The following is a 26,647-nucleotide window of genomic DNA, read 5'->3' as shown; positions in this document are numbered from 1 at the left end:
GCGACGGCTCAGGCTTCGCCCGCTCCCGACTCGCGCGAGGCCTCGAGGATCTGCTGCACCTCGGCGTCGGAGGTCTGCCGGAAGTCGAGGTAGTGCATGCCCACCGCCATGAACCCCGGCGGCGTCGACAGGCACACGACCTCGTCGACCTCGGGCATCGCCGCGAGCTCGGCCATGCTGTCGGGGGCGCCGACGGGCATGGCCAGCACGACGGATGCCGCGCCGAGCTCCTTCGCGACGACCGCCGCGACCCGGGCGGTCGCACCGGTGGCCACGCCGTCGTCGACGATCACGGCGGTGCGACCCCTGAGGTCGACGGGTGCGGCACCACCTCGGAACCGAGCGACCCGCGCCTCGAGCTCCGCGCGCTCCTTCCGCTCGACGGCGGCGAGCTCGGCGTCGCGCACCCTGCCGTAGCGCAGGACGTCGTCGTTGAGCACTCGGGCACCTCGCTCGCCGATGGCGCCCATGGCGACCTCGGGCTGCCGCGGGAGCCCGAGCTTGCGCACCACGAGCACGTCGAGCGGCGCACCGAGCGACCTGGCGAGCTCGTCCGCCACGGGGACGCCGCCGCGGGGGAGGCCCAGCACGACCGGACGATCGAGCGCCCGACCCGCGAACGCCCGCGCCAGCCGTCGGCCCGCGTCACGTCGATCGGTGAAGTGCTCCATGTCGTGATGCTCGCACTCGGTGCTGCGGGATGCCACCCCCTCGGGCTCTCGCGAATAGCCTTTGGCACCCACTGCGTCAAGCCCTGTCTTCGGCCGAACCCGCCGCCTAGCGTTGGAGATCCGACGGCAGGGGACGATGGGCGATCGGAGCACCGGCGCCGCGTGACCGTCGGGACGGAGAACACCGAAGACGCCTGAGTGACGACTGAGGGGTCGCACCCAGGGCGGGGGAGCGGGTCGGATGACTGGGGGTCATCCGACCCGCGTATTCCGTCTGCGCACGAACTGCGCGTGACACCGCACCGTCTCGTGACACCGCACCGCCTCGGTCCGCGAAAGCGTTCTCCCGCCTTACTCGCGGACCGTCGAGCCGCCCCGCACGCCGATCCCGAGCGAAGTTCGCGTATCGGGATGCGTCGCCTATGCTGATGGGCATCCTTCCCCCAGGGCGGGGGAACCCGTCCAGTGAGGGAAACGGCGGCGCCACGGCACCGTCCAGCTTGGAGTGTCCGTGGGGCGTCACAGCGTGAAGGCTCCGGCGAAGAGGCCGGGGCGCGCACTCATCCTTTCCATCGTCGCGGCGCTCGCGGTCGTCGGCATCGTGGCATCCGGCGTCTTCGTCTGGGTCGGCGGCTACCTGAACCCCCTGTTCGCCGCCGCCGACGCGGGGTGCTCCGGTGACGAGCAGCTCGTCATCGTGGCCGATACGACGATCGCGCCGGCGCTCACCGACATCGCGAAGGACTTCGACGCGAAGTCGGAGACCTGCGTGCAGACGAAGATCACGTCGCAGGACTCGGCCGACACGTCGGCGGTGCTCGCGTCGGGCGGCCTGGAAGCCGACGCGTGGATCCCCGAGTCCGACGTGTGGGTCGACCGCATGACCGCCACGGCCGCCTCGCTGGGGCAGACCCCGCCCGAGGTGGAGGTGGGCGAGGCGGTCGCGGCGACGCCCGTCGTGTTCGCCGCACCGGCCACCAAGGCCGCCCAGATCGCGAGCGAGCCGGTGACCTGGAGCCGCGTGCTCGGCGGTGGCATGCCCACGATCCTGCCCGATCCCGAGGCGTCGTCGACCAGCCTCGCAGGGCTCCTCGCCCTGCGTGGGCACTCCTCGCCCGACGATCCGCGCCAGTTCGCGGGCGCCATGATCGAGCTCGGCAAGTCCATCCCCGCATCGACGGGAGCGGCGTTCGCGGCGCTCGCCGCGGTGCAGCAGCCGAGCGTCGTGATCACGAGCGAGGCGCAGGTGGCGGCGTACAACCTCGAGGAGCCGGCGGAGACGCTCGTCGCGGCCTACCCGGCCGATGGCACCGTGCTGGTCGACTACCCGTTCGTGCGCCTCCCGGCGCAATCCGACGACGAGGCGACCGCCGACGGCGCCGCGAACGCGACGAAGACCCGTGCCGAGCTGCTCACGGCCTTCGCGGCGGCGGCCCGGGATGCGACCGACCGGCTCGCGGCCGACGGCTTCCGGGCGCCCGACGGCTCGGGCGCGATCGACGTCGCCGGCCTCGCCGCCGAGGGACCCGTCGGAGCGGCGACCGAGCTCGACCCCGCCGCGCAGCTCGAGATCCTCCGGGCGTGGGCCGTGCTGACGCTCCGCTCGCGCATGCTCGCCGTCATCGACGTGTCGGGCTCGATGGAGGAGCCCGCGGAGAGCGGCCTGCGGCGCATCGACATCTTCCAACAGGCGGCGATCGGCGCCATGGAGAAGTTCTCGGGCGAGGTCGAGCTGGGCGTCTGGGTCTTCTCGACCGCGCGCAACGGCGACCTCGACTGGGAGGACCTGTCGCCCATCGCGCCGCTCGCCGACCAGGCGCACAAGGCCGAGATCGCCGGCATCATCCAGTCGCTGCCGGCCCGACTCGGCGGCGCCACCGGCCTCTACGACACGACGCTCGCGGCCGTGCAGCGCGTGCGCGAGTCGTACGACCCCGAGAAGGTGAACTCGGTGCTGCTCATCACCGACGGACGGAACGAGGACGAGAACGGAATCGACCTCGACACGCTGCTCGCCGAGCTCGCCAAGATGGACGACCCGACGAAGCCCGTGCCGGTCATCATGATCGGCTTCGGCCCCGACACCGACCTCGCGGCAATGCAGCGCATCGCGCAGGCGACGAAGGGCGCGGCGTACTCCGCGTCGCGACCCGAGGACCTCGGGACCGTGCTCGTCGACGCGCTCTCGCAGCGCACCTGCCGCCCGAACTGCGGCTGAACCGCCTCGCACACGACGGAGGGCCCGGCGCGATGCCGGGCCCTTCGTCAGTTCCTGATCGGATGCGTCGCCGTCACGCCTCGGTGGCAGCGGCCTCGAGCGCTGCGTCGCCGTGCGCGTCCGTCGTCATGTCGGCGGGCTTGCGGACGAAGAACGCGCCGACGACCGCGCCGATCGAGATGATCGCCCCGACCATGAAGGCCGTGCGCAGGCCGGCCGCCTGCGCGGCCTCGGCGGTCGCTCCCGTCACGGCGACGGAGGCCGTGACCGCTGCCATGACCGTGACGAACAGTGCCGTGCCGGCGGCGCCCGCGACCTGCTGCACGGTGCCGACGATCGCCGACCCGTGCGAGTAGAACCGCGGCTCGACCGAGCCGAGCGCCGACGTGAACAGCGGCGTGAACATGAAGGCGAGCCCGGCGGACAGCGCCACGTGCGCGACGAGCAGCAGCCACGGCGACGTGGTCTCGGTGACCATGGTGAGCGACCAGAGCACCGCGCTCACCGTGATGGCGCCCGGCACGAGCAGCGGGGTCGGTCCGAACCGGTCGAACAGGCGCCCGACGGTCGGGCCGAGGAGGCCCATGAGCAGGCCGCCCGGCAGCAGCAGGAGCCCCGTGATGGCCGGCTCGAGGTGCAGCACGTCTTGGAGGTAGATCGGCAGGAGGATGATCGTGCCGAACAGCGCGGCCATCACGATGACCATGAGGCCGACCGAGATCGCGAAGTTGCGCGACCGGAACGTGCGCAGGTCGAGCAGCGCGCGGTCGCGACGCTGCAGCAGCAGCTGGCGCAGGATGAACGTCGCGATGCCGATGGCGCCCACGGCGAGCGAGATCCACATGGCGGCGGGGGAGCCCGTGCCCGAGACGGCGCCGCCGACGAGGCTGAGGCCGTAGACCAGGCCGCCGAAGCCGAACGCCGAGAGGATCACCGAGAACACGTCGATCGGGATGACGCGCGGCTCGCTGACGTTCTCGACGCGGCGGATGCCGATGACGAGCATGACCAGGGCGATCGGCAGCACGAGCCAGAACATGTACCGCCACGACAGGTAGGTCAGGATGAGGCCCGAGATCGTCGGCCCGATGGCGGGCGCGACCGAGATCACGGTCGAGACGCGACCCATGAACCGGCCGCGGTCGGCGGGCGCCACGAGCGTCATCAGGGTGGTCATGAGCAGCGGCATCATGATGGCCGTGCCGCTCGCCTGGACGACGCGCGCGAGCAGCAGCACCTCGAAGCCGGGCGCGAGCGCGGCGATCAGGGTGCCCGCGGAGAACAGGCTCATCGCGGCGATGAAGATCGGGCGCGTGGCGAACCGCTGCAGCAGGAAGCCCGTGATGGGGATGACGACCGCCATCGTGAGCATGAACGCAGTGGTGAGCCACTGCGCGGCCTCGATGGTGATGCCGAGGTCGGTGACGAGGTGCGGGATTGCGACGCCCATGATCGTCTCGTTGAGGATGACGACGAAGGCGGACGCGAGGAGCAGCCAGATCACGCGCGAGTTGCGCTTGCCGTGGAGGGCCTCGGCGTCGGTGTGGTGGGGGTGCTGGGCGTGGTGCGGAGCCGCGTCGCCGGCGGCGACGGGCTCGTTCTCGGTCAGGTCGGGAGCGGCGCGTTCGGTCAAGGAATGGCGTCCAATCGATCTCGGCGCAGAGCGGCGCCGGAGGAGTTGCGTCGAATGTGAAAGACAACCCGCGCCGGAGGAGGCGCTATTCCCGAATCGACGGATCGATCGGAACGTATGGAACTCGAGCCGCGAGCGGGGGCGGGTTGCGAATGGGAACGGCGATGCGGTCGCGCACGACGGGCGGTGTGCGCGGTGCGCGCGGACTACGGAGCGGGCGCGGGCCCGTCGGTCGGCGTGGCGTCGGGAAGCCACCCCTCGAGGAGCTCCTCTTCGGGAGCCACCTCGTCGTCGACCCGCGCTTCGGCGTCGCGCTCGGCGTCGTCGTCGGCGGGGATGGCGGTGGGATCGGTCATGGCTTCACGATAGCGCGCACCACCGACACGGCCCGGGCGACGGCGGCCGCGGCATCCGCCACGTCGTGTTCGGTGTTCTCGGCGCCGAGCGTGAACCGCACGGCGGTCTGCGCGAGCTCGGCGGGCAGGCCGATCGCGGTGAGCACGTGCGACGGCTCGTCGCTGCCCGCGGCGCACGCCGACCCGCTCGAGCAGATCACGCCGTCGCGCTCGAGCTCGAGCAGCACCGCCTCGCCGCTGGTGCCCGGGAAGACGTACGACACGGTGCCGGGCAGCCGGCGCACGTGATCGCCCGTGAGCACGGCGTCGGGCACCTCGGCGGCGATGCGCGCGACGAGCTCGCCCGCGAGCGCGCCGAGGCGGGTCGCGGCATCCGCCCGCTCGGCCTCGGCGAGGCGCAGCGCCGTCGCGAACGCCACGGCGCCCGCCACGTTCTCGGTGCCCGAGCGTCGCCCGCGCTCCTGGCCGCCGCCGTGCACCACGGGCTCGAGGGGGATCCGGCCGCGCACGATCAGCGCGCCCGTGCCCTTCGGTGCCCCGACCTTGTGGCCCGCGAGCGAGAGCGCGTCGACGCCGAGCCCGTCGAGCGAGAGGGGAAGCCAGCCGGCCGCCTGCACGGCATCCGTGTGGAACCGAGCGCCCGACGCGTGCGCGACCTCGGCGAGCTCGGCGACGGGCTGCACCGTGCCGATCTCGTTGTTCGCGAGCTGCACCGACACGAGCGCGGTGTCGGGGCGGATGACGCGCGCCAGCGCCTCGGGATGCACCAGGCCGCCCGCGTCGACCTCGACCTCGTCGACGGTGAAGCCATGCATACGCGCGAGATAGGCCGCGGACTCGAGCACCGCCTCGTGCTCGACGGGGGAGACGACGACGTGACGGCCGCGCGGGTTCGCGAGCGCGATGCCCTTGATCGCGAGGTTGTCGGCCTCGGTACCGCCGCTCGTGAACACGACGTCGCCGGGGCGGCATCCGACCACGGCGGCCACCTCGGCCCGCGCCGACGCGAGCGCCCGGGAGGCCTCGTCGCCCAGCCCGTGGTGGCTCGACGGGTTGCCGAACGACCCTGTGAGGTAGGGCCACATCGCCTCGAGCGCCTCCCGGCGCACGGGCGTGGTGGCGGCGTGGTCGAGGAAGATCACGGGGAGACCTCCGGGGCGGTCGCGGCCGACGCGGCGGTCGCGGCATCCGACGACGGAGCCTCGATGACGACGTCGAGCCCCAGGTCGAGCGCGCGCGCCGAGTGCGTGAGCGCGCCGACCGAGATCACGTCGACGCCGGTGGCGGCGATCGCGGCGACGGTGTCGAGCGAGACGCCGCCGGATGCCTCGACCACCGCCCGTCCGCCGATGCGCTCGACGCCCGTGCGCAGGTCGTCGAGCGTGAAGTTGTCGAGCATGATCGTGTCGGCGCCGCCCGCGACCACGGAGTCGAGCTGGTCGAGCCGGTCGACCTCGACCTCGAGGTGGGCGGTGTGCGGCATCCGCTCCCGCGCCCCGCGCAGCGCCGTGGCGAGGTCGCGGCCGCCCGCGGTGAGCACGGCGAGGTGGTTGTCCTTCGCCATGATCGCGTCGGACAGCGAGCGGCGGTGGTTGCGCCCGCCGCCGTCGCGCACGGCCTGGCGCTCAAGGCTGCGCAGTCCGGGCGTCGTCTTGCGGGTGTCGACGATGCGGGCGCGCGTGCCCGCGACGGCGGCGACGTACCGCGCCGTGAGCGTCGCGACGCCCGACATGCGCTGCAGGAGGTTGAGGCCGACGCGCTCGGCCGTGAGGATGCCGCGGGCCGGTCCCGTGACGCGGGCGAGCACCGCGCCCGCCTCGAACGCGTCGCCGTCGGCGGCGAGGCGCTCCACGACGATCCGCGGGTCGGTGAGACGGAACGCCGCCGCGAACACCTCGATGCCGCTCAGCACGCCCGGCTCGCGCGCGACGAGCTCGGCGGTCGCCGTCGCCTCCACCGGGATGAGCGTCTCGGACGTGAGGTCGCCCCATGGCGCGTCCTCGTCGAGCGCGGCGGTGACGATGCGGTCGATCTCGCGGACGTCGGTCATCAGGCAGCCTCCTCGAGGGCGGGGACGGCGGGGTTCGGGGTCGTGGGCGTCACGGCGAACGGCTCGGCCATCGCGGCATCCGCGTCGTCGGTGCGGAAGTGCGCGCCGACGCTGCCGGTCCGCGCGAGCGCAGCGGCGACGGTGAGGCGCGCGAGGTCGAGCAGGTTGCGGTCCTCCGCGGTGCGGCGGTCGACGACCTCAGGCGCGCGCCACGCGTCGAGCGCTGCGGATGCCGCGGCGAGCCCCTCGCCCGATCGCTCGAGCCCGGCGTGCGCCCACATGAGCTCCTGCAGTGCGCTCCGGTCGACGTGAATCGCGTGCGCAACTCCGGATGCCGCGGACGACACGCCGTCGCTCGGTACGACCCGGCCGACGTGTCCGTCTTCGTCTCCGGAGTCGTGCACGCGCGAAGACGCACCGAGCGCACGAGCCGCGCGGTCGGCGAACACCGCGGCCTCGAGCAGAGAGTTCGACGCCAGCCGGTTCGCGCCGTGCACTCCGGTGCGCGCGCACTCGCCCACGGCGAAGAGCCCTGGCAGCGTCGTGCGCCCGTCGAGGTCGGTGACCACGCCGCCCATGGCATAGTGCGCGGCGGGCGTGATCGGCACGGGCTGCGCGCCCCAGTCGAAGCCGGCCTCGCGGCACGCCGCGTCGATGCCGGGGAACCGCGCGGCGAGGAACTCCGCGCCGAGCGCCGTCGCGTCGAGGAACACCGGTCGGTCGTCCTGCTGGGCCATGCGCTTCCACACCGCCCGGGCGACGACGTCGCGCGAGGCGAGCTCGGCGCGCGGGTCGACGTCGGGCATGAAGCGGTCGCCGTGCTCGTCGACGATCACGGCGCCCTCGCCGCGCACCGCCTCGGAGATGAGCGGCGTGCCCGGCGCCGCCAGCGCCGTGGGGTGGAACTGCACGAACTCGAGGTCGGCGACCTCGGCTCCGGCGCGCCACGCGGCCGCGACCCCGTCGCCGGTCGCCACGTCGGGGTTCGTCGTATGCCGGTAGAGGCATCCGCTGCCGCCGGTGGCGAGCACCACGGCGTCGGCGCGCACCTCGGTGAGGCCGGATGCCGCGAGCAGGCGAGCCCCCACGACGCATCCGCGCTCGACCAGCAGGTCGACGAGCATGGTGTGCTCGTGCACGCGGACCGCCCGGCGTCGGACCGTGGCGACCAGCGCGGACTCGATCGCAGCACCCGTGCCGTCGCCGCCGGCGTGCAGGATGCGCGCTCGGGAATGCGCCGCCTCGAGGCCGCGCGCCAAGCCCGAATCGCCGCGGTCGAACGCGACCCCGAAGCGGATGAGATCGCGCACGCGGGCGGGTCCCTCGTCGCAGAGCACACGCACGGCGGCGGGATCCGACAGGCCCGCGCCGGCCGCGATCGTGTCGGCGAAGTGGCGCTCGACCGAGTCGTCGGGGAACAACGCCGCGGCGATGCCGCCCTGGGCGTGGCGCGTGCTGCCCTCGACGAGCGCGGCCTTCGTGACGACCTCGACGTCGTGGCCGGCGTCCGCGGCCTTCACCGCGGTCCACAGGCCGGCGATGCCGCCGCCGATCACGAGCACCCGCGCCATGGTCAGGCTCCCGCCGGAACCGCGGCCGGCGTCGCAACCGGCGGCTTCGCAGCGAGCATCCGCTCGAGGGCGAGCCGCGCCGGGTCGGCGACCGTGTCGGGCACGGTGATGCGGTTGACGACGCGGCCCGCGACGAGCTCCTCGAGCACCCACGCGAGGTAGCCGGGGTGGATGCGGTACATCGTCGAGCACGGGCACACGACGGGGTCGAGGCAGAAGATCGTGTGCTCGGGGTACTCCGCCGCGAGCCGCTGCACGAGGTTGATCTCGGTGCCGATCGCGAAGGTCGAGCCGGCGGGAGCCGCCGTGATGGCCTTCACGATGAAATCGGTCGAGCCCGCGGCATCCGCTGCGTCGACGACGGGCATCGGGCACTCGGGGTGCACGATGACCTGCACGCCGGGGTGCTCGCGCCGCGCCTGCTCGATCTGGTCGACCGTGAACCGGCGGTGCACCGAGCAGAAGCCGTGCCAGAGGATGACGCGGGCGTCGGCGAGCTCCTCGGCGGTGTTGCCGCCGAGCGCCTTGCGGGGATTCCACATCGGCATCTGCTCGAGCGGCACGCCCATGGCCTTCGCGGTGTTGCGACCGAGATGCTGGTCGGGGAAGAACAGCACGCGCTGCCCGCGCTCGAACGCCCACTCGAGCACCGTGCGCGCGTTCGACGAGGTGCAGACGATGCCGCCGTTGCGGCCGACGAAGCCCTTGAGCGCGGCCGACGAGTTCATGTACGTGACCGGGATGACCGGCACGCGGCCGTCGGCGTCGGTCGCGGCGAGGTCGCCGTAGACCTCCTCGAGCTGCTCCCAGCACTCCTCGACGCTCGACTCGTCGGCCATGTCGGCCATCGAGCAGCCCGCGGCGAGGTTCGGCAGGATGACGGCCTGCTCGGGCTTCGACAGCAGGTCGGCGGTCTCGGCCATGAAGTGCACGCCGCAGAACACGATCGCCTCGGCGTCGGGCTTCGTCAGCGCCGCGTTCGCGAGCTGGAACGAGTCGCCCACGAAGTCGGCGTGCTCCACGACCTCGTCGCGCTGGTAGAAGTGCCCGAGCACGACGACGCGGTCGCCGAGCGTGGCCTTCGCGGCCCGGATGCGATCGTGCAACTCGGCGTCGGACGCGCGGCGGTACTCGTCGGGCAGGGCGCCCTGGCGCGGCGAGCCGGTCGGGATGACGTCGCCCATCGACGCGCCCGGCCCGTAGCCCGCGGGCCCGCGGTCGAACTCCCAGGGGCCCTTCGCGAGCTCGGGCGCGCAGGTGGAGCCGGCCGAGGAGCCCGCCGAGATGAGGCGGATCGAGCGGTCGACGGATGCCGCGAGCCGGACGTCGCGGGCGGGAGGCTGGACGATGGTCATGATCGGCTCCTCGTCGGTGGTGGGTCGGTGGGGGTGGGTCGGTGGGAGTTGGTCAGTTGCGGCTGGGGTCGGGAGCGGGCGCCGTCGCGGACGCCGTGTCGAAGCGGTAGAGGGCCGGCGGGCGGTGCCGGGTGCCCGAGAGGCGCTCGCCCGTGTCGACGAGCGAGCCCGAGGCCTCCATGGTGCGGCGGAAGTTCGCGGGGTCGAGGCGCTTGCGGAGCACGACCTCGTGCACCGCCCGCAGCTCGGCCATCGTGAACGTCTCGCCGAGGAAGGCGTGCGCGATGCGCGAGTACTCGAGCTTCGTGCGCAGCCGCCCCAGCGCGTAGTCGATGATCGCGCGGTGGTCGAACGCGAGGTCGGGCAGTTCGTCTTCATCGAACCACTGCACGTTCTCGTCGGAGACCGCGCGCTCGACCTCGTCGGAGTGCACGAGCGCCCAGTACACGACCGAGACGACCCGCTCGCCGGGGGACCGGTCGACGGCGCCGAACGTGTAGAGCTGCTCGAGGTACTTCGGCGTGAGTCCGGTGGTCTCGGCGAGCGTGCGTGCCGCCGCGCCCTCGAGCGCCTCGTCGACGGGGAGCCAGCCGCCGGGCAGCGCCCATCGGCCGAGGCCGGGCTCGCGCAGTCGGCGCACGAGCGGCAGGCGGAGGCTGGGGCGCTCGGCGCCCTCGTCGGGGCTGAGGGCGAAGATCACGGTGGAGACGGCGAGGCGCGCCTGCGCGGCCGGGTCGTGCTGCTGCGGCATCCGTGGCCCCTCACTCATCTGCACACCTTCGAGTCAGGATGACTCGAAGTCCTAGGAGCCAGCTTACAGTCAATCTGACACGAACGCGAATCCATGACGTCATCGTGCGGCGAGGATGGGAACGAGGATGCGAATGCAGGAAGAACGGATGCCGGTCGGCAGGTCGCGCCGTGACACGCCGACGTCACTGCAATCGTTCCTGCATTCGCGCCGGCCGCGCGGCCGCACCGCCTCCGGCCACGGCACCGCCCGCCCGGCACCCTCTCCGGCCATGGCGCCATCCAGGCCGGCACCGCCTCCGCCGCGGCCCGCGCACGCGCCCGCGTCGGCTAGGATCGGCGATACAACCTCACACCGGGCCATCGACGCGTCGCGGGAGAGCCGGACAGTTCCAGCAGGAGACACACCTCCAGCAGGAGACACTGCGCCGGCACCGAAGGAGCAAGCCTCCCCGCCAATCTCTCAGGTCACACACCGCGATGACGAGGCCGCTCTGAAAAGTGGATCGAGCGGAGCGAGATCCAGGTCGAGCAGGGCAGGCGTAGCCTGACCCGTATCGACCCTCCTCCGACCGGGCCCGCCGACGGTGAAAGCGCGAACCACGCGTGAAGCTCTCAGGCCCATGACAGAGGGGGAGTTCCCAGCGGCATCCGCCGACCGCCCACGCGACTCTGGAGAACTCGTGACCGACACCGAACCCGGCACCACCGAACGTCGAAGCCCCCTCGATGCGGTGCACCGCGCCGCCGGCGCGTCGTTCACCGACTTCGCGGGCTGGCAGATGCCCGTGCGCTACTCGAGCGACCTCGCCGAGCATCATGCCGTGCGCACGCATGCCGGCATCTTCGACCTCTCGCACATGGGCGAGATCATCCTGCTCGGCCCGGGCTCCGCCGCGGCGCTCGACTTCGCGCTCGCCGGCAAGCTGTCGGCCATCGAGATCGGCCAGGCGAAGTACTCGCTGCTGCTCGACGAGGACGGCGGCATCATCGACGACCTCGTCGTCTACCGCACGGGCGACGACCGGTACATGGTCGTCGCGAACGCCGCGAACCGCGACGTCGTCGCGACGGAGCTCGTCGCCCGCGCCGAGGGCTTCGACACGTTCGTGTCCGACGAGAGCGACGACGTGGCGCTCGTCGCCCTGCAGGGCCCCGACGCGCGCGCCGTGCTCGAGGAGACCCCGGGGTTCGGCGTCGACGACGGCCCGAGCAACGATGTCGAGGAGTTCGACGTGCAGCTCGCCGCGCTCAGGTACTATCGCGCGTTCCCCGCGACGTTCGAAGGCGAGCCGGTGCTCGTCGCCCGCACCGGCTACACGGGTGAAGACGGCTTCGAGCTCTACATCGCGCCCGACCGCTCCGCACGCCTCTGGGAGGCGCTCACCGAGACCGGCGGCCCCCGGGTCGTCCCGGCCGGGCTCGCGAGCCGCGACACGCTGCGCCTCGAGGCGGGCATGCCCCTCTACGGCCACGAGCTGCACCGCGACATCCTGCCCGTGCAGGCCGGCCTCGGCCGAGTCGTCGCGCTCGCCAAGGAGGGCGACTTCGTCGGCCGCGCCGCCATCGAGGCCGGCCCGGCGACGGATGCCCCGGTGCTCGTCGGCCTCGCCGCAGCGGGCCGCCGCGCCGCTCGCGCCGACTACGAGGTCTACGACGGCGAGGGTGCGGATGCCGCGCGCGTCGGCGTCGTGACGAGCGGCGCGCTGTCGCCGACCCTCGGCCACCCGGTGGCGATGGCGTTCGTCGCGCCCGATGCCGCCGAGGCCGGCCGCGAGCTGTACGTGGATGTCCGGGGCACGCGCGTCGCGGCATCCGTCGTGCCGCTGCCCTTCTACAAGCGACCCGCCTGACGCACCACGACCGAACCCACCGCACCGCCGACCGCGAGGAGAACCCCATGACCGACCTGACCGCCCTGCAGTACACCGAGGAGCACGAATGGGTGCTCGTCGACGGCGACACCGTGACGATCGGCATCACCGACTACGCCGCCGAGAAGCTCGGCGACGTCGTCTACGTCGACCTGCCCAAGGCGGGCACGCAGATCACCTCCGGCAACGTGGTCGGCGAGATCGAGTCGACGAAGTCGGTCGGCGAGCTGTTCGCCCCGGTCGACGGCGAGGTCGTCGAGGCGAACCAGGCCGTGATCGACGCACCCGAGCTCGTGAACAGCGACCCCTTCGGCGAGGGCTGGCTCATCAAGGTCACCGCGCCGAACCTCCCGAAGCTGCTCACGCGCGACGAGTACCGGGCGCTCACCGGCGAGTAGGCGCCGGTCCCACCAGCGACGCCGGACCGACCGGCGACAGACACACGACACGAAGGATCCCCATGCCCACCTCCCCGGCCTTCGACCTCGACGCGTTCGGACGCCGCCACATCGGCACGACTCCGCACGACCACGAGTGGATGCTCGCCGCCCTCGGCTACGACTCCCTCGACGCGCTCATGACGGCGGCGGTGCCGACGGCGATCCGCATGGGAGAGGTGGTCGACTCGGTGATCCCGCCGGCCGCCACCGAGCGGGAGGCGATCGCGGAGCTCGCAGCGCTCGCCGAGCAGAACACCGTGCGCACGTCGATGATCGGGCTCGGCTACTCGGGCACGATCACGCCCGCGGTGATCCAGCGCAACGTGCTCGAGAACCCGAGCTGGTACACGGCGTACACGCCCTACCAGCCCGAGATCTCGCAGGGCCGCCTCGAGGCGCTCATCAACTTCCAGACGATGGTCTCCGACCTCACGGGCCTCGACACCGCGAACGCGTCGATGCTCGACGAGGGCACCGCGGTCGTGGAGGGCATGCTCCTCGCGCGCCGCGGGTCGAAGTCGGCCTCGAACCGCTTCGTCGTCGACGCCGACGCGCTGCCGCAGACGCACGCCCTGCTCGTCTCGCGCGCCGAGGCCGTGGGCATCGAGCTCGTGGTGGCCGACCTCGACGAGTCCACGGATGTCGCCGCCCTCGGCGAGCACTTCGGCATCTTCGTGCAGTATCCCGGTGCGTCGGGCCGCGTGTGGAACCCGGCCTCCGTCATCGCCTCGTCGAAGGAGCAGGGCGCGCTCGCGGTCGTCGCGGCCGACCTGCTCGCGATGTCGGTGCTGACCAGCCCCGGCGAGCTCGGGGCGGATGTCGCGGTGGGCACTTCCCAGCGGTTCGGCGTGCCGATGGGCTTCGGCGGCCCGCACGCCGGCTACATGGCGGTGCGCAAGGGCCTCGAGCGCCAGCTTCCCGGCCGCCTCGTCGGCGTGTCGCAGGATGCCGCGGGCCACCCGGCCTACCGGCTGAGCCTCCAGGCGCGCGAGCAGCACATCCGTCGCGAGAAGGCGACCTCGAACATCTGCACCGCCCAGGTGCTCCTCGCCGTCATGGCGTCGATGTACGCGGTGTACCACGGGCCCCGGGGCATCCGGCACATCGCGACGACGACCGCGGCGAAGGCGAAGGCGCTCGCCGACGTGCTCTCGGGCTACGGCCTGACGCTCGCGCACGACGCCTACTTCGACACCGTCCGCGTGCACGTGCCGGGCCTCGCGAAGAACGTCGTGGAACGCGCCCGCGAGCTCGGCCTCAACCTCTGGGAGGCCGACGAGGCGACCGTGCACGTCGCCGTCGACGAGACCACCACGGCCGACGAGCTCTCGCGCGTCGTCGAGGCGTTCGGGTTCGACCCGCGCATCGAGGTGCCCGTGTCGATCCGCGAGCTGCCCGCCAGCCTGCCCGAGTCGCAGCGCCGCACCTCCTCGTACCTCGAGCACCCGGTGTTCAACACGCACCAGTCCGAGACGCAGATGATGCGGTACCTGAAGACGCTCGCCGACCGCGACTACGCGCTCGACCGCGGCATGATCCCGCTCGGCTCGTGCACCATGAAGCTCAACGCCGCCACCGAGATGCAGTCGGTCACCTGGCCCGAGTTCGCGAACCTGCACCCGTTCGCGCCCGAGGCCGACGTCGTCGGCACGCTCGGGCTCATCGAGCAGCTCGAGAACTGGCTCGCCGAGGTGACGGGCTACGACACGGTCTCGCTGCAGCCCAACGCTGGCAGCCAGGGCGAGCTCGCCGGCCTCCTCGCGATCCGCGGGTACCACCGCGCGAACGGCGACGTCGACCGCGACCTGTGCCTCATCCCGTCGAGCGCGCACGGCACGAACGCGGCATCCGCCGTGCTCGCCGGCATGCGCGTCGTCGTCGTCGCCTGCGACGAGCTCGGCAACGTCGACCTCGACGACCTTCGTGCGAAGATCGCGGAGCACGCCGACCGGATCGCCGCGCTCATGATCACGTACCCGTCGACGCACGGCGTCTACGAGCACGAGGTGAAGCAGATCACGCAGGCCGTGCACGACGCGGGCGGCCAAGTCTACGTCGACGGCGCCAACCTCAACGCGCTGCTCGGCTTCGCCCGCTTCGGCGATTTCGGCGGCGACGTCTCGCACCTCAACCTGCACAAGACCTTCTGCATCCCGCACGGCGGCGGCGGCCCCGGCGTGGGCCCGGTCGCGGCGAAGGCGCATCTCGCGCCCTACCTGCCCGGCCACCCGCTCGCGCAGCGCGCCGACCACTCGGGCGGCGTCACGCACGACGGCGGCCCCGTGTCGGCGGCGCCGTACGGCAGCCCGTCGATCCTGCCGATCTCGTGGGCGTACGTGCGCATGATGGGCTCCGAGGGCCTCAAGCAGGCGACCGCCACCGCGGTGCTCGCGGCGAACTACGTCGCCGCGCGCCTGCGCGACCACTTCCCGGTGCTCTACACGGGCGACAACGGACTCGTCGCGCACGAGTGCATCCTCGACCTGCGCCCGCTCACCGCGGCGACCGGGGTCACGGTCGACGACGTCGCGAAGCGGCTCATCGACTACGGCTTCCACGCGCCGACCATGTCGTTCCCCGTGGCGGGCACGCTCATGGTCGAGCCGACCGAGTCGGAGGACCTCGCCGAGCTCGACCGCTTCATCGAGGCGATGATCGCGATCAAGGCCGAGGCCGACGCGGTGGGCCGGGGCGAGTGGCCGGCCGACGACAACCCGCTGCGCAACGCGCCGCACACGGCCGAGTCGGTCATCGCGGGGGAGTGGACGCACCCGTACACCCGCGAGCAGGCCGTCTACCCGGTGCACTCGCTCGTGCGCAACAAGTACTGGGCGCCCGTGCGCCGCATCGACCAGGCCTACGGCGACCGCAACCTCGTGTGCGCCTGCCCGCCGGTGGAGGCGTTCGCGTAGACGACCGATGAACCGAGGCGGATGCTTCGACGCGACGGTGTCGGAGCATCCGCGAGACTGAACCCCGCGGGGCTCCCTCTCGTTGTCACCGCAGGAGGTGACGGATGCCGCAGGACGACGATCGTCGGCTGGTCGCGCTGTACGACGCGCACGGGCCCTCGTTGTGGCGGTACGTCGTGCACCTCACGGGCGACCCGGCGGGTGCCGACGACATCGTGCAGGAGACGCTGCTGCGCGCCTGGCGGAGCCCGCGCATCCTGGAGCAGGAGCCGGCGTCGACGCGGTCGTGGATGTTCACCGTCGCGCGGAACCTCGTGATCGACGAGGCCCGCAGCGCCCGTCGCCGGCACGAGATCGGCGTCGGCGAGCTGCCCGATCCCGGACGCGAGGACGGCACCGACCAGCTCTTCGAGAGCCTCCTCATCGAGGAGGCGCTGGCCGGCCTCGACTTCGAGCACCGCGCCGTGATCGTGCACGCCTACTACGGCGGATGCAGCATCGCGGAGGTCGCGCGACGCCTCGGCATCCCGGAGGGGACCGTCAAGTCGCGGCTGCACTACGGACTGCGGGCGCTGCGCCTCGCACTGCAGGAGAAGGGGGTGACGCGATGAACCCGAATCACTCGCGCTACGCCGACTGGGACTCCGCCTACGTGCTCGGCGCGCTCTCCCCGGCCGAGCGCCGGGAGTACGAGGAGCATGTCGAGACCTGCGACGCCTGCCGCCGCTCCGTGGCCGAGCTCTCGCCGATGCCCGGGCTCCTCGCCCGGCTGTCCGCCGACCGCGCCGAGGCGCTCCTCGACGAGTCCGACGCTGCGCCCTCGTCGCCGAGCCCGGCGCTGCTCGACGCCGTGCGTCGTGGAGGGCGCCGTCGTGGCATCCGTCGCACGCGAACCCGCATCGTGCTGGCGGCCGCCGCAGCGGTCGTCGTGATCGCCGCGGTCGCCGTGCCGTTCGCGCTCACCCGGCCCGTCGCGGATCGGCAGTCGGTCGCCTTCGAGACCGTCGTCGACCTGCCCGTGACCGCGAGCGCGGTGCTCACCCCGGTGGAATGGGGCACCAGGATCGAGCTGGACTGCACCTACGAGGTGCCGCCCGGCGAGGACGCGTCCGGGCAGGACTGGCCGTACGCGCTGGTCGTGGTCGACCACGAGGGTCGGAGCACCGAGGTGTCGACGTGGCGTGCGACCCCCGGCTCGACCGCGCGCCTCGAGGCGGGGAGCGCGCTGTCCGTCGACGAGATCGCGTCGCTCGAGATCCGCGCGGTCGCGTCCGGCGACGTGCTGATGCGCGGCGTCACCGGCTGAGCGGCATCCGATGCGTCAGGCGGTCGCGGGTCGCGGCTGAGCCGGGCGCGGCGCGACGTGCCGTCCGCGCTCGGTGTAGACGCGGGCAGCGGATGCCGCGACGACGGCCCTGCGGCGCTCCACGACGCGGCGCTCCGCGTCGCGGATCTCGTCATCGGTCGCTCGGTAGCGACGGTCGGTGGTGCGCGCGGAGAGGCCGCCCGCGGCGATGGCGTGTGCGAGGTCCATGGTCGTCCGGTCCCTTCGGCGCGAGGGATTCGGCCCGCGCCGCCTCCATGCTCGCGAGGCCGGCGACGCGGCGGATCCGGGCCGCCCCGATGCCCGTCCCCGGGAGTACACTGAGGTTCTCTCGAAGAGGGGGCGCGCATGATCTCCGTCGATCTCATCGCAGTACTCGCCACACTCGCCTTCGCCGGCGTCTTCGTCGGGAGCTCAATGCTCGCGGGCCGGGGCCTCGGGCTCGAGCAGCGGGCGGGCCTCCTGGAGCGACGCGATCCGGCCACGGCCGAGGCGCTGCGCCGGGCGCAGTCGTTCACCGACTACTCGAGCAGCACCGTCTTCGGCCCCGAGGGGTTCTCGGCCGTCTGCTCGCCCAGCCGGCGCAGCTGGCACGACGGGGCGCGCGTTCGGGCGACGGACTCCGACCTCCGCGTCGAGGTGCCCGAGGAGGCCCTGCCGCCGATGCCCGCGACGGTCGTGGCGCTCGCACGCAGCGAGCACGTGCCGCAGGCGCCGCGCATGCGGCATCCGTCGGCTGCCGCGGCGCACTCGGCTCAGGCCGCCGGGGGAGCGAAGAGCTCGGGCCACCAGCCCACCGCGAGCGGGTAACCGACGAACGACACGATGTCGAGGATCCAGTGCGCGATGACGAGCGGCATCGTGCGGCCCCATCGCGCGTAGAACCAGCCGAACACGATGCCCATCGCGACGTTGCCCACGAACGGCCCGAACCCCTGGTAGAGGTGGTACGAACCACGCAGCACGGCGCTCGAGAGGATCGTCGCCCACCGGCCGACGCCGAGCTCCCGGAACCGGGTGAACAGGTAGCCGACGACGATGACCTCCTCGGTGAGCGCGGCCTCGAGCGCGCGCAGCACGAGCATGGGCACCGTCCACCAGAACCAGTCGGCCGGTGAGGTCTGCACCGCGACCGTGACCCCCAGCGCCCGGCCGATCGCGTAGAGGGCGAGCCCCGGCACGCCGATGACGGCGACGAGCAGCAGGCCGGATGCCGCGTCGCGACCGGGCCGGGTCAGGTCGAAGCCGATGCGGCGGAACGGGCTCACGCCCGGCTGCCACAGCAGGTACAGCACGAGCGCGACCGCGAACAGCCCGAAGAAGACGTCGAGGAACTGGTACGTGAAGTCGAGCCACTCGCGGCTCGACCGCGACGGGTTGAGGGCGACGGACTGGTCGCCGAGCGCGCGCTCCTCGGTCAGCTTCGCGACGAGGGAGACGATCGAGTACACCGCGGACGCCCCCAAGCTGAGTCCGAGGACGATCACGACCTCGATCTGGAGCCGCCGTCGGGGGGTTGACATGCGGTTATCCTCGCACGCGGGTCGCGCGTGCAAGATTCCTGCGCGTTGACAGCGGTTTCCACCTCCGGATCGATCGCAAGATTGCGCGTCGGTAACGGTTTCCTCTGGAGTTTGCTTCCACGGGAAGCGATACATACTCTCGATCTATCCCAGCGCACCACGCGGCCATAAGTCGCGCTGTCCTGCGCACATCTCACAGGAGGAACATTGAAGATCAAGAGAATCGGCGTCGCCGCCATTGCTCTTGCTGCGGCCGGCGCCCTCGTGCTGACCGGCTGCACGAGCGGCTCGCCTGAGTCGACCGAGGGCGCGAGCTCGTCCGCGGTCATCACGACGAACGGCAACGAGCCCCAGAACCCGCTGGTCCCGACCAACACGAACGAGGTCGGCGGCGGCAAGATCCTCGACTCGATTTTCGCCGGCCTCGTCTACTACGACGCCGAGGGCGCCCCGCACAACGACGTCGCCGAGTCCATCGAGACCGAGGACGCGCAGACCTACACCATCAAGCTCAAGGCCGACCAGAAGTTCTCGAACGGCGAGCCGGTGACGGCCAGCTCGTTCGTCGACGCCTGGAACTACGGCGCGCTCCTCTCGAACGAGCAGCTCTCGAGCTACTTCTTCGAGTCGATCGAGGGCTTCAGCTACGACGAGGACTCGGAGCTCACGGGCCTCGAGGTGGTCGACGACACGACCTTCACCGTGAAGCTCAAGCAGCCCGAGTCGGACTTCCCGCTGCGCCTCGGCTACTCGGCGTTCTTCCCGCTGCCCGAGTCGGCGTTCGAGGACATGGCCGCGTTCGGTGAGAACCCGGTCGGCAACGGCCCGTACATGCTCGACGGCGAAGGCGCCTGGAAGCACAACGAGAAGATCGACCTCGTCGTGAACCCCGACTACGACGGCCCCCGCGTCGCCCAGAACGGTGGTCTCTCGATCATCTTCTACGCCACGCAGGAAGCGGCGTACGCCGACCTCCAGGGCGGCAACCTCGACGTGCTCGACGCCATCCCCGACGGCGCGCTCTCGACCTTCCAGGACGAGTTCGGCGACCGCGCGATCACGCAGCCCGCTGCGATCTTCCAGTCGTTCACGATCCCGGCGCGCCTGGCGCACTTCGCCGGCGAGGAGGGCAACCTCCGCCGCGCCGCCATCTCGAAGGCGATCAACCGCGAGGAGATCACCGACGTGATCTTCTCGGGCACCCGCACCCCGGCGCACGACTTCACGTCGCCCGTCATCGACGGCTACTCGGAGGACATCCCCGGCTCCGAGGTGCTCGACTTCGACGCCGACGAGGCGAAGGAGCTGTGGGCCCAGGCCGACGCCCTCTCCCCGTGGACCGGCACCTTCCAGATCGCCTACAACGCCGACGGTGGCCACCAGGCCTGGGTCGACGCCGTGGCGAACCAGCTGAAGAACAACCTCGGCATCGACGCGTCGGGCGCTCCGTACCCGACCTTCGCCGAGGCGCGCACCGCGATCACCGACCGCACCATCCAGACCGCGTTCCGCACCGGTTGGCAGGCCGACTACCCGGCCCTGTTCAACTTCCTCGGGCCGATCTACGGCACGGGTGCCGGTTCGAACGACGGTGACTACTCCAACGCCGAGGTCGACCAGCTCCTCGACGAGGGTCTCGCCGAGACCGACCTCGCCGCCGCGAACGAGAAGTTCCAGCAGGTGCAGGAGATCCTGTTCCAGGACCTCCCCGCCATCCCGCTGTGGTACTCCACGGTCAACGGCGCGTGGGGCCAGTCGGTCGAGAACGTCCAGTACGGCTGGAACTCGGTGCCGCTGTACTACGAGGTCACCAAGAGCGAGTAATTCTCGTTCAGGGGCGACTCGGGGTTAGACTCTGAGGCGCCCGTGGGGCGGCAGTCGAATCGACTGCCGCCCCACTCCCACGTATCCCCGGTGCGCAGCCGATCGGCGTAGCATCGTGTGGACGAACTCGCAAACGGTGAGGTTTCTTTCAACATGTCAACATCCACGAACAGCGGGGCCTGATCCATGGCCGGCTACATCGTGCGCCGACTGCTTCAGGCGATCCCTGTCCTGCTCGGCACCACCTTCCTGATCTACTTCATGGTCTTCGCGATGCCCGGAGACCCGATCGTCGCCCTCTTCGGCGACAAGACCCCGCCCCCGCAGGTCATCGAGCAGCTGCGTGAGCGCTACCACCTGGACCAGCCGTTCATCGTCCAGTACTTCATCTTCCTCGGCAACATCTTCCGCGGAGACCTCGGCACCTCGTTCTCGGGCCAGCCCGTCTCCGAGATCCTGGCGGCGACCTTCCCGGTCACGCTCCGCCTCGCGGTGCTCGCCATCTTCTTCGAGATGGTCGCCGGCATCACGGTCGGCCTCATCTCGGGCCTGCGCAAGGGCGGCATCTTCGACGCGAGCGCGCTCGTCGTGAGCCTCATCCTCATCTCGCTGCCGATCTTCGTGGTCGCGTTCGTCGCGCAGTACATCTTCGGCATCCAACTCGGCTGGTTCAGGACCACCGTGGGCACCGGCGCCCCGACACAGGACCTGATATTGCCGGCGCTCGTGCTGGCGACGATCAGCTTCGCGCAGATCACCCGACTGACGAGGGCGTCGGTCATCGACACGGACACGCAGGACTTCGTTCGCACCGCCGCGAGCAAGGGCCTGTCGCGGAACCGCATCGTCCCCGTGCACATCCTGCGCAACTCGCTCATCCCCGTCGTCACCTATCTCGCCGTCGACTTCGGCGTGCTGATGGTCGGCGCGACGGTCACGGAGGGCATCTTCAACGTGCCCGGCGTCGGCCGCACCCTCTACCAGGCGATCATCCGCGGAGAGGGACCCACCGTCGTCTCCTTCGTGACCGTCATGGTGCTGATCTACCTCGTGGTGAACCTGCTGGTGGATCTGCTGTACGCCGTTCTCGACCCGAGGATCCGCTATGCCAAGTAACACCACCAGACCCGATCAGCAGCACTACGTCGCGCCGATCGAGGAGACCCCGCTCGTCGCGATCGACAAGGTCAAGACCGAGGGCAAGCCGTCGAACCTCTGGCGCGACGCCTGGAACGACGTGCGCAAGCGCCCGATGTTCTGGATCTCCTCCGCGCTCATCGTGCTCGTCGTGGTCGTCGCGCTCTTCCCGGGCCTGTTCACGCAGGTCCCGCCGAACAACGACTGCCAGCTCGCGAACAGCAACGGCGCGCCCACCGAGGGCCACCCGCTCGGCTTCACGAAGCAGGGCTGCGACATCTACTCGCGCATCATCCACGGCACGTCGACGTCGCTCTCGGTCGGCATCATCGTGACCGTGCTGGTGTTCACGCTCGGCATCGTCTTCGGTGCGTTCGCCGGATTCTACGGCGGCTGGATCGACTCGGTGCTCTCGCGCCTCGGCGACATCTTCTTCTCGATCCCCTACATCCTCGCGGCCGTGGTCATCATGTCGGTGTTCTCGCAGTACGCGAACGTGTGGGTGATCTCACTCGCGATCGGCATATTCGCGTGGCCGGCGACAGCACGTGTGCTGAGAGCCGAGATCCTCAGGGTGAAGAACTCCGACTTCGTCATGGCGGCCACCGCCCTCGGCGTCTCGCGGTTCCGCATCCTGCTGCGCCACGTCCTCCCGAACTCGATCGCGCCCGTCATCGTCATCACGACGATCTCGCTCGCGTCGGCGATCGTCGCGGAGGCGACCCTGTCGTTCCTCGGCGTCGGCCTGCCCTCGTCCACCATGTCGTGGGGCAACGACATCAGCCAGGCGCAGACCGACCTCCGGACCGCGCCGCAGGTGCTCATCCTCCCGTCCATCGCGCTGTCGGTGACCGTGCTGAGCTTCATCATGCTCGGCGAGGTCGTCCGTGACGCGCTCGACCCGAAGGCGAGGGCGCAGCGATGACCGAGATCGTCAACGACACGACCGACACCCAGGCGGAGACCTCGGTCGGCACCGGCGAGCGTCCGCTCCTCGAGATCAAGGACCTCCAGGTCGGCTTCAACACCCAGGACGGCCTCGTGAAGGCCGTGGACGGCGTGAACATCACGCTCTACCGCGGCCAGAGCCTCGCCATCGTGGGCGAGTCGGGCTCCGGCAAGTCGACGACCGCGCACGCGATCATCAACCTGCTCCCCGGCACCGGCCACATCTCCGGCGGCCAGATCCTCCTCGACGGCCAGGACCTCACCAAGGCGTCGAAGAAGGACATGGAGTCGATCCGCGGTCGCAAGATCGGCTTCGTCCCGCAGGACCCGATGTCCAACCTCAACCCGGTGTGGTCGATCGGCTTCCAGGTCGAGGAGGCCATCAAGGCCAACGGCATCGCGACCGGGCGCAAGGAGGTCAAGAAGCGCGCGATCGAGGTGCTGAAGCAGGCCGGCCTCCAGGACGCCGACCGGCGCCTGAAGCAGTTCCCGCACCAGTTCTCGGGCGGCATGCGCCAGCGCGTGCTCATCGGCATGGGCCTCGCGGCCGACCCGCAGCTGCTCATCGCCGACGAGCCCACCTCGGCGCTCGACGTCACGGTGCAGCGCGTGATCCTCGACCACCTCGAGTCCCTCACCCGCGAGCTCGGCACGACCCTGCTGTTCATCACGCACGACCTCGGCCTCGCCGCCGAGCGCGCCGAGCAGCTCGTGGTCATGTACAAGGGCCGCGTGGTCGAGTCGGGCCCGTCGGTGCAGATCCTGCAGAACCCGCAGCACCCCTACACGCAGCGCCTCGTGGCGGCGGCCCCGAGCCTCGCATCGCGTCGCATCCAGGCGTCGGGCAGCATCGCGGCGGCCGAGTCGTCGATGGCCGAGGACGCCTCCGCGGCGGCCGGCGACACCATCGACCTGATCGCCACGGCCGAGGCCCGCGCCGAGGTGCTCGAGGCCGCGGCATCCGCCCCGCCCGCGATCGTCGTCGAGAACCTCACGAAGGTCTTCAAGATCCGCGGCTCCGGCGACTTCACCGCGGTCGACGACGTCTCGTTCCAGATCGCCAAGGGCACCACCACGGCGCTCGTCGGCGAGTCGGGCTCGGGCAAGTCGACCGTGGCCAAGATGCTGCTGAAGCTCGAGGACGCCACGGCCGGCAAGATCGTGGTCGGCGGCAAGGACCTGGCGAGCGTCTCCGGCAGGGAGCTGTTCGAGCTCCGCAGCCGGATGCAGCCCGTGTTCCAAGACCCGTACGGCTCGCTGAACCCGCTGCGCAACATCGGCAACACCATCGCGGAGCCGCTGTTCACGCACAAGGTCGGCACCCGTGCCGAGCGGCGCCAGCGCGTGCTCGAGCTGCTCGACCAGGTATCGCTGCCGCGCACGCTCATCAGCCGTTACCCGAACGAGCTGTCGGGCGGCCAGCGCCAGCGCATCGCCATCGCGCGCGCGCTCGCGCTCAAGCCCGAGATCGTGGTGCTCGACGAGGCCGTGTCGGCGCTCGACGTGCTCGTGCAGGCCCAGATCCTGCGCCTGCTCGCCGACCTGCAGGCCGAGCTCGGGCTCACCTACCTGTTCATCACCCACGACCTCGCGGTGGTGCGCGTCATCGCCGACAACGTGTGCGTGATGCAGCGCGGCAAGATCGTGGAGAAGGCGACCACCGACGAGGTGTTCGACAACCCCAAGGAGCAGTACACCCGCGACCTGCTCGCGGCGATCCCGGGGGCCGGCATCCAGCTCGGCGCCTAGTCCGACGACGCTCGAACGCCCGGCATCCGCTCACCCGGATGCCGGGCGTTCGGCGTTCCCAGCCGAACCCGTGCCGCGCACGGTAGGATCGGATGGCGCGCGCCGCGCTTCGGCTCCGCGCCATCCCACCGACCTTCACCACACAGCGCTTCCGCGCTGCCGTCGTGCCGCCCGCCAAGGGCCGCGCCGGTGCCATGTGACGACACGCACCCACTGAGGACCCACCAATGGCCAACGCCACCCGCAACGACCTGCGCAACGTCGCGATCGTCGCCCACGTCGACCACGGCAAGACGACGCTCGTCGACGCCATGCTCAAGCAGACCAACTCGTTCGCCGAGCACGCGCACGTCGACGAGCGCGCGATGGACTCGAACGAGCTCGAGCGCGAGAAGGGCATCACGATCCTCGCGAAGAACACCGCGGTCGAGTACCGCGGTGCGCACGCGAACGGCGGGGCCGTCACCATCAACGTGATCGACACCCCGGGTCACGCCGACTTCGGCGGCGAGGTCGAGCGCGGTCTCTCGATGGTCGACGGCGTGGTGCTCCTCGTCGACGCGAGCGAGGGCCCGCTGCCGCAGACCCGGTTCGTGCTGCGCAAGGCCCTCGAGGCGCGACTGCCCGTGATCCTGCTCGTCAACAAGACCGACCGGCCCGACGCGCGCATCGACGAGGTCGTCGCCGAGAGCCAGGACCTGCTCCTCGGCCTCGCGAGCGACCTCGCCGACGACGCTGCGTCCGCTGGAACGGATGGCGACCTCGACCTCGACGCCATCCTCGACGTCCCCGTCGTCTACGCGTCGGGCAAGGCCGGCCGCGCCTCCAGCACGAAGCCCGCGAACGGCAGCCTGCCCGACAGCGACGACCTCGAGCCGCTGTTCGAGGCGATCCTCGAGCACGTGCCCGCGCCGACCTACGACGACGAGGCGCCCCTGCAGGCGTGGGTGACGAACCTCGACGCCTCGCCGTTCCTCGGCCGCCTCGCGCTGCTCCGCGTGTTCAACGGCACCATCCGCAAGGGCCAGACGGTCGCGTGGGTGCGCCACGACGGCTCGCACTCGAACGTGCGCATCACCGAGCTCCTGAAGACGAAGGCCCTCGAGCGCTTCCCCGCCGACGACGCCGGACCCGGCGACATCATCGCCGTCGCGGGCATCGAGGACATCACGATCGGCGAGACCCTCGCCGACCCCGAGGACGTGCGCCCGCTGCCCGCGATCCACGTCGACGACCCCGCCATCTCGATGACGATCGGCACCAACACCTCGCCCATCGTCGGCAAGGTCAAGGGCCACAAGCTCACCGCCCGCATGGTGAAGGACCGCCTCGACCGCGAGCTGGTCGGCAACGTGTCGCTGAAGGTCGTCGACATCGGCCGCCCCGACGCATGGGAGGTGCAGGGCCGCGGCGAGCTCGCGCTCGCGATCCTCGTCGAGCAGATGCGCCGCGAGGGCTTCGAGCTCACCGTCGGCAAGCCGCAGGTGGTCACGCGCACCGTCGACGGCAAGGTGCACGAGCCCTACGAGCACCTCACGATCGACGCGCCCGAGGAGTACCTCGGCGCGATCACGCAGCTCCTCGCCGCCCGCAAGGGCCGCATGGACAACATGGCGAACCACGGCACGGGCTGGGTGCGCATGGAGTTCATCGTGCCGAGCCGCGGGCTCATCGGGTTCCGCACCGAGTTCCTCACCATCACGCGCGGCACCGGCATCGCGAACGCGATCTCGCACGGCTACGACGAGTGGGCGGGCGCCATCACGACGCGCAACAACGGCTCCATCGTGGCCGACCGCGCCGGAGTGGTCACGCCGTTCGCCATCATCGCGCTCCAGGAGCGCATGACCTTCTTCGTGAACCCCACCGAGGAGGTCTACGAGGGCATGGTCATCGGCGAGAACTCCCGCAACGACGACATGGACGTGAACATCACGAAGGAGAAGAAGCTCACGAACATGCGTTCGTCGACGGCCGACACCTTCGAGTCGATGACGCCCTCGCGCCAGCTCACGCTCGAGGAGTGCCTGGAGTTCGCCCGTGAGGACGAGTGCGTCGAGGTCACGCCCGAGAAGGTGCGCATCCGCAAGGTCGAACTCGATCAGACGGCCCGTGCCCGGGCCGCGTCGCGCCTGAAGAAGCAGGGCTAGCAGAGGTGCGTTCGAAGGACGCCCGGGGGAGTGCCTCGGGCGTCCTTCGGCGTCTGCGGGGCCTCGTCGAGTGAATCGTTTCGGAAAGCGTTCTCAGGGCTTTCCCAGATAACGGTTCGATAACGGAGGAACCTCCCAGACTGGCTACGTACTGTAGCCGGG

The 26,647-nt window shown here is 71.1% G+C and carries 22 protein-coding genes and 1 riboswitch; of the genes, 12 read left to right on the top strand and 10 right to left on the bottom strand.

Translation table 11 applies throughout. The features are described from left to right. Positions 1-8: 8 nt before the first annotated feature. Positions 9-671: a phosphoribosyltransferase gene (locus tag ACWEOH_RS18770; RefSeq protein WP_452033551.1), complete on the bottom strand. Its 663-nt coding sequence runs from the start codon at positions 669-671 to the stop codon at positions 9-11. Between the two features lie 511 nt (positions 672-1,182). Here ACWEOH_RS18770 and ACWEOH_RS18765 point away from each other — a divergent pair. Beyond that, positions 1,183-2,889: a VWA domain-containing protein gene (locus tag ACWEOH_RS18765; protein ID WP_452033549.1), complete on the top strand. Its 1,707-nt coding sequence runs from the start codon at positions 1,183-1,185 to the stop codon at positions 2,887-2,889. A gap of 73 nt (positions 2,890-2,962) precedes the next feature. Here the strand turns inward: ACWEOH_RS18765 and ACWEOH_RS18760 are convergent, their stop codons facing one another. From ACWEOH_RS18760 to ACWEOH_RS18730, 7 genes are all read right to left on the bottom strand, one after another. Next, on the bottom strand, positions 2,963-4,522 hold the full coding sequence (locus ACWEOH_RS18760; protein WP_452033547.1) for a DHA2 family efflux MFS transporter permease subunit: 1,560 nt from the start codon (positions 4,520-4,522) through the stop codon (positions 2,963-2,965). Between the two features lie 206 nt (positions 4,523-4,728). Next, positions 4,729-4,878, bottom strand: coding sequence for a hypothetical protein (locus ACWEOH_RS18755; protein ID WP_452033545.1), 150 nt, complete (start codon positions 4,876-4,878; stop codon positions 4,729-4,731). Beyond that, positions 4,875-6,020, bottom strand: a complete 1,146-nt coding sequence (locus ACWEOH_RS18750; protein ID WP_452033543.1) for a cysteine desulfurase family protein — start codon at positions 6,018-6,020, stop codon at positions 4,875-4,877. The genes ACWEOH_RS18755 and ACWEOH_RS18750 overlap by 4 nt, the downstream gene beginning before the upstream one ends. After that, entirely contained in the window at positions 6,017-6,928 is a 912-nt protein-coding gene (gene nadC, locus ACWEOH_RS18745; RefSeq protein WP_452033542.1) for a carboxylating nicotinate-nucleotide diphosphorylase, read from the bottom strand. Before nadC ends, ACWEOH_RS18750 begins: the two co-directional genes overlap by 4 nt. Further along, entirely contained in the window at positions 6,928-8,499 is a 1,572-nt protein-coding gene (nadB, locus tag ACWEOH_RS18740) for an L-aspartate oxidase (RefSeq protein WP_452033540.1), read from the bottom strand. The genes nadC and nadB overlap by 1 nt, the downstream gene beginning before the upstream one ends. Before the next feature lie 2 nt (positions 8,500-8,501). Then, positions 8,502-9,854 carry a quinolinate synthase NadA gene (gene nadA, locus ACWEOH_RS18735; RefSeq protein WP_452033538.1) on the bottom strand — a complete coding sequence of 451 codons (1,353 nt, stop codon included), beginning with the start codon at positions 9,852-9,854 and terminating at the stop codon, positions 8,502-8,504. Between the two features lie 52 nt (positions 9,855-9,906). After that, on the bottom strand, positions 9,907-10,605 hold the full coding sequence (locus ACWEOH_RS18730; protein ID WP_452033536.1) for an NUDIX hydrolase: 699 nt from the start codon (positions 10,603-10,605) through the stop codon (positions 9,907-9,909). Between the two features lie 363 nt (positions 10,606-10,968). Continuing rightward, positions 10,969-11,092: riboswitch (glycine riboswitch) on the top strand. 195 nt (positions 11,093-11,287) lie between these two features. Here ACWEOH_RS18730 and gcvT point away from each other — a divergent pair. From gcvT to ACWEOH_RS18705, 5 genes are all read left to right on the top strand, one after another. After that, positions 11,288-12,457, top strand: a complete 1,170-nt coding sequence (gcvT, locus tag ACWEOH_RS18725) for a glycine cleavage system aminomethyltransferase GcvT (RefSeq protein ID WP_452033533.1) — start codon at positions 11,288-11,290, stop codon at positions 12,455-12,457. 47 nt (positions 12,458-12,504) lie between these two features. Continuing rightward, positions 12,505-12,876 (top strand): glycine cleavage system protein GcvH, encoded by a 372-nt coding sequence (gene gcvH / locus ACWEOH_RS18720; protein WP_452033532.1) that lies wholly within the window; start codon positions 12,505-12,507, stop codon positions 12,874-12,876. A 62-nt stretch (positions 12,877-12,938) separates the two neighbouring features. Next, positions 12,939-15,830 (top strand): aminomethyl-transferring glycine dehydrogenase, encoded by a 2,892-nt coding sequence (gcvP, locus tag ACWEOH_RS18715; protein ID WP_452033530.1) that lies wholly within the window; start codon positions 12,939-12,941, stop codon positions 15,828-15,830. 104 nt (positions 15,831-15,934) lie between these two features. Continuing rightward, a complete protein-coding gene (locus ACWEOH_RS18710; RefSeq protein ID WP_148734461.1) occupies positions 15,935-16,441 on the top strand; it encodes a sigma-70 family RNA polymerase sigma factor in 507 nt (168 codons plus the stop codon). Beyond that, positions 16,438-17,136 (top strand): anti-sigma factor family protein, encoded by a 699-nt coding sequence (locus tag ACWEOH_RS18705; RefSeq protein ID WP_452033528.1) that lies wholly within the window; start codon positions 16,438-16,440, stop codon positions 17,134-17,136. The genes ACWEOH_RS18710 and ACWEOH_RS18705 overlap by 4 nt, the downstream gene beginning before the upstream one ends. Before the next feature lie 15 nt (positions 17,137-17,151). Here ACWEOH_RS18705 and ACWEOH_RS18700 read toward each other — a convergent pair whose 3' ends face one another. Next, the gene (locus tag ACWEOH_RS18700; protein WP_452033526.1) at positions 17,152-17,364 is read right to left on the bottom strand and encodes a hypothetical protein; all 213 of its coding nucleotides are present in this window, start codon (positions 17,362-17,364) and stop codon (positions 17,152-17,154) included. 138 nt (positions 17,365-17,502) lie between these two features. Here ACWEOH_RS18700 and ACWEOH_RS18695 point away from each other — a divergent pair, with 138 nt between their 5' ends. After that, positions 17,503-17,964, top strand: a complete 462-nt coding sequence (locus ACWEOH_RS18695) for a hypothetical protein (RefSeq protein ID WP_452033524.1) — start codon at positions 17,503-17,505, stop codon at positions 17,962-17,964. Here the strand turns inward: ACWEOH_RS18695 and ACWEOH_RS18690 are convergent. After that, entirely contained in the window at positions 17,910-18,677 is a 768-nt protein-coding gene (locus tag ACWEOH_RS18690; protein WP_452033522.1) for a CPBP family intramembrane glutamic endopeptidase, read from the bottom strand. The two genes, ACWEOH_RS18695 and ACWEOH_RS18690, sit on opposite strands and share 55 nt — an antisense overlap. Before the next feature lie 207 nt (positions 18,678-18,884). On the opposite strand from ACWEOH_RS18690, the gene ACWEOH_RS18685 reads away from it, so the two are divergent. The 5 genes from ACWEOH_RS18685 (at position 18,885) to typA (ending at position 26,485) form a co-directional block, all read left to right on the top strand. After that, entirely contained in the window at positions 18,885-20,501 is a 1,617-nt protein-coding gene (locus tag ACWEOH_RS18685) for a peptide ABC transporter substrate-binding protein (protein ID WP_148734466.1), read from the top strand. A gap of 186 nt (positions 20,502-20,687) precedes the next feature. Continuing rightward, complete coding sequence (locus tag ACWEOH_RS18680; protein ID WP_148734467.1) at positions 20,688-21,617, top strand: ABC transporter permease; 930 nt, start codon at positions 20,688-20,690, stop codon at positions 21,615-21,617. Further along, positions 21,607-22,563 carry an ABC transporter permease gene (locus ACWEOH_RS18675; RefSeq protein ID WP_452033519.1) on the top strand — a complete coding sequence of 319 codons (957 nt, stop codon included), beginning with the start codon at positions 21,607-21,609 and terminating at the stop codon, positions 22,561-22,563. The genes ACWEOH_RS18680 and ACWEOH_RS18675 overlap by 11 nt, the downstream gene beginning before the upstream one ends. Continuing rightward, positions 22,560-24,335, top strand: coding sequence for a dipeptide ABC transporter ATP-binding protein (locus ACWEOH_RS18670; RefSeq protein WP_452033517.1), 1,776 nt, complete (start codon positions 22,560-22,562; stop codon positions 24,333-24,335). Before ACWEOH_RS18675 ends, ACWEOH_RS18670 begins: the two co-directional genes overlap by 4 nt. 227 nt (positions 24,336-24,562) lie before the next feature. Further along, on the top strand, positions 24,563-26,485 hold the full coding sequence (gene typA / locus ACWEOH_RS18665) for a translational GTPase TypA (RefSeq protein WP_452033515.1): 1,923 nt from the start codon (positions 24,563-24,565) through the stop codon (positions 26,483-26,485). Positions 26,486-26,647: the final 162 nt, after the last annotated feature.

The sequence above is a fragment of the Agromyces sp. NPDC004153 genome (assembly GCF_053603635.1).
The sequence above is the reverse complement of the archived record's forward strand: the minus strand, read 5'-3'. Positions and strand labels throughout refer to the sequence as shown.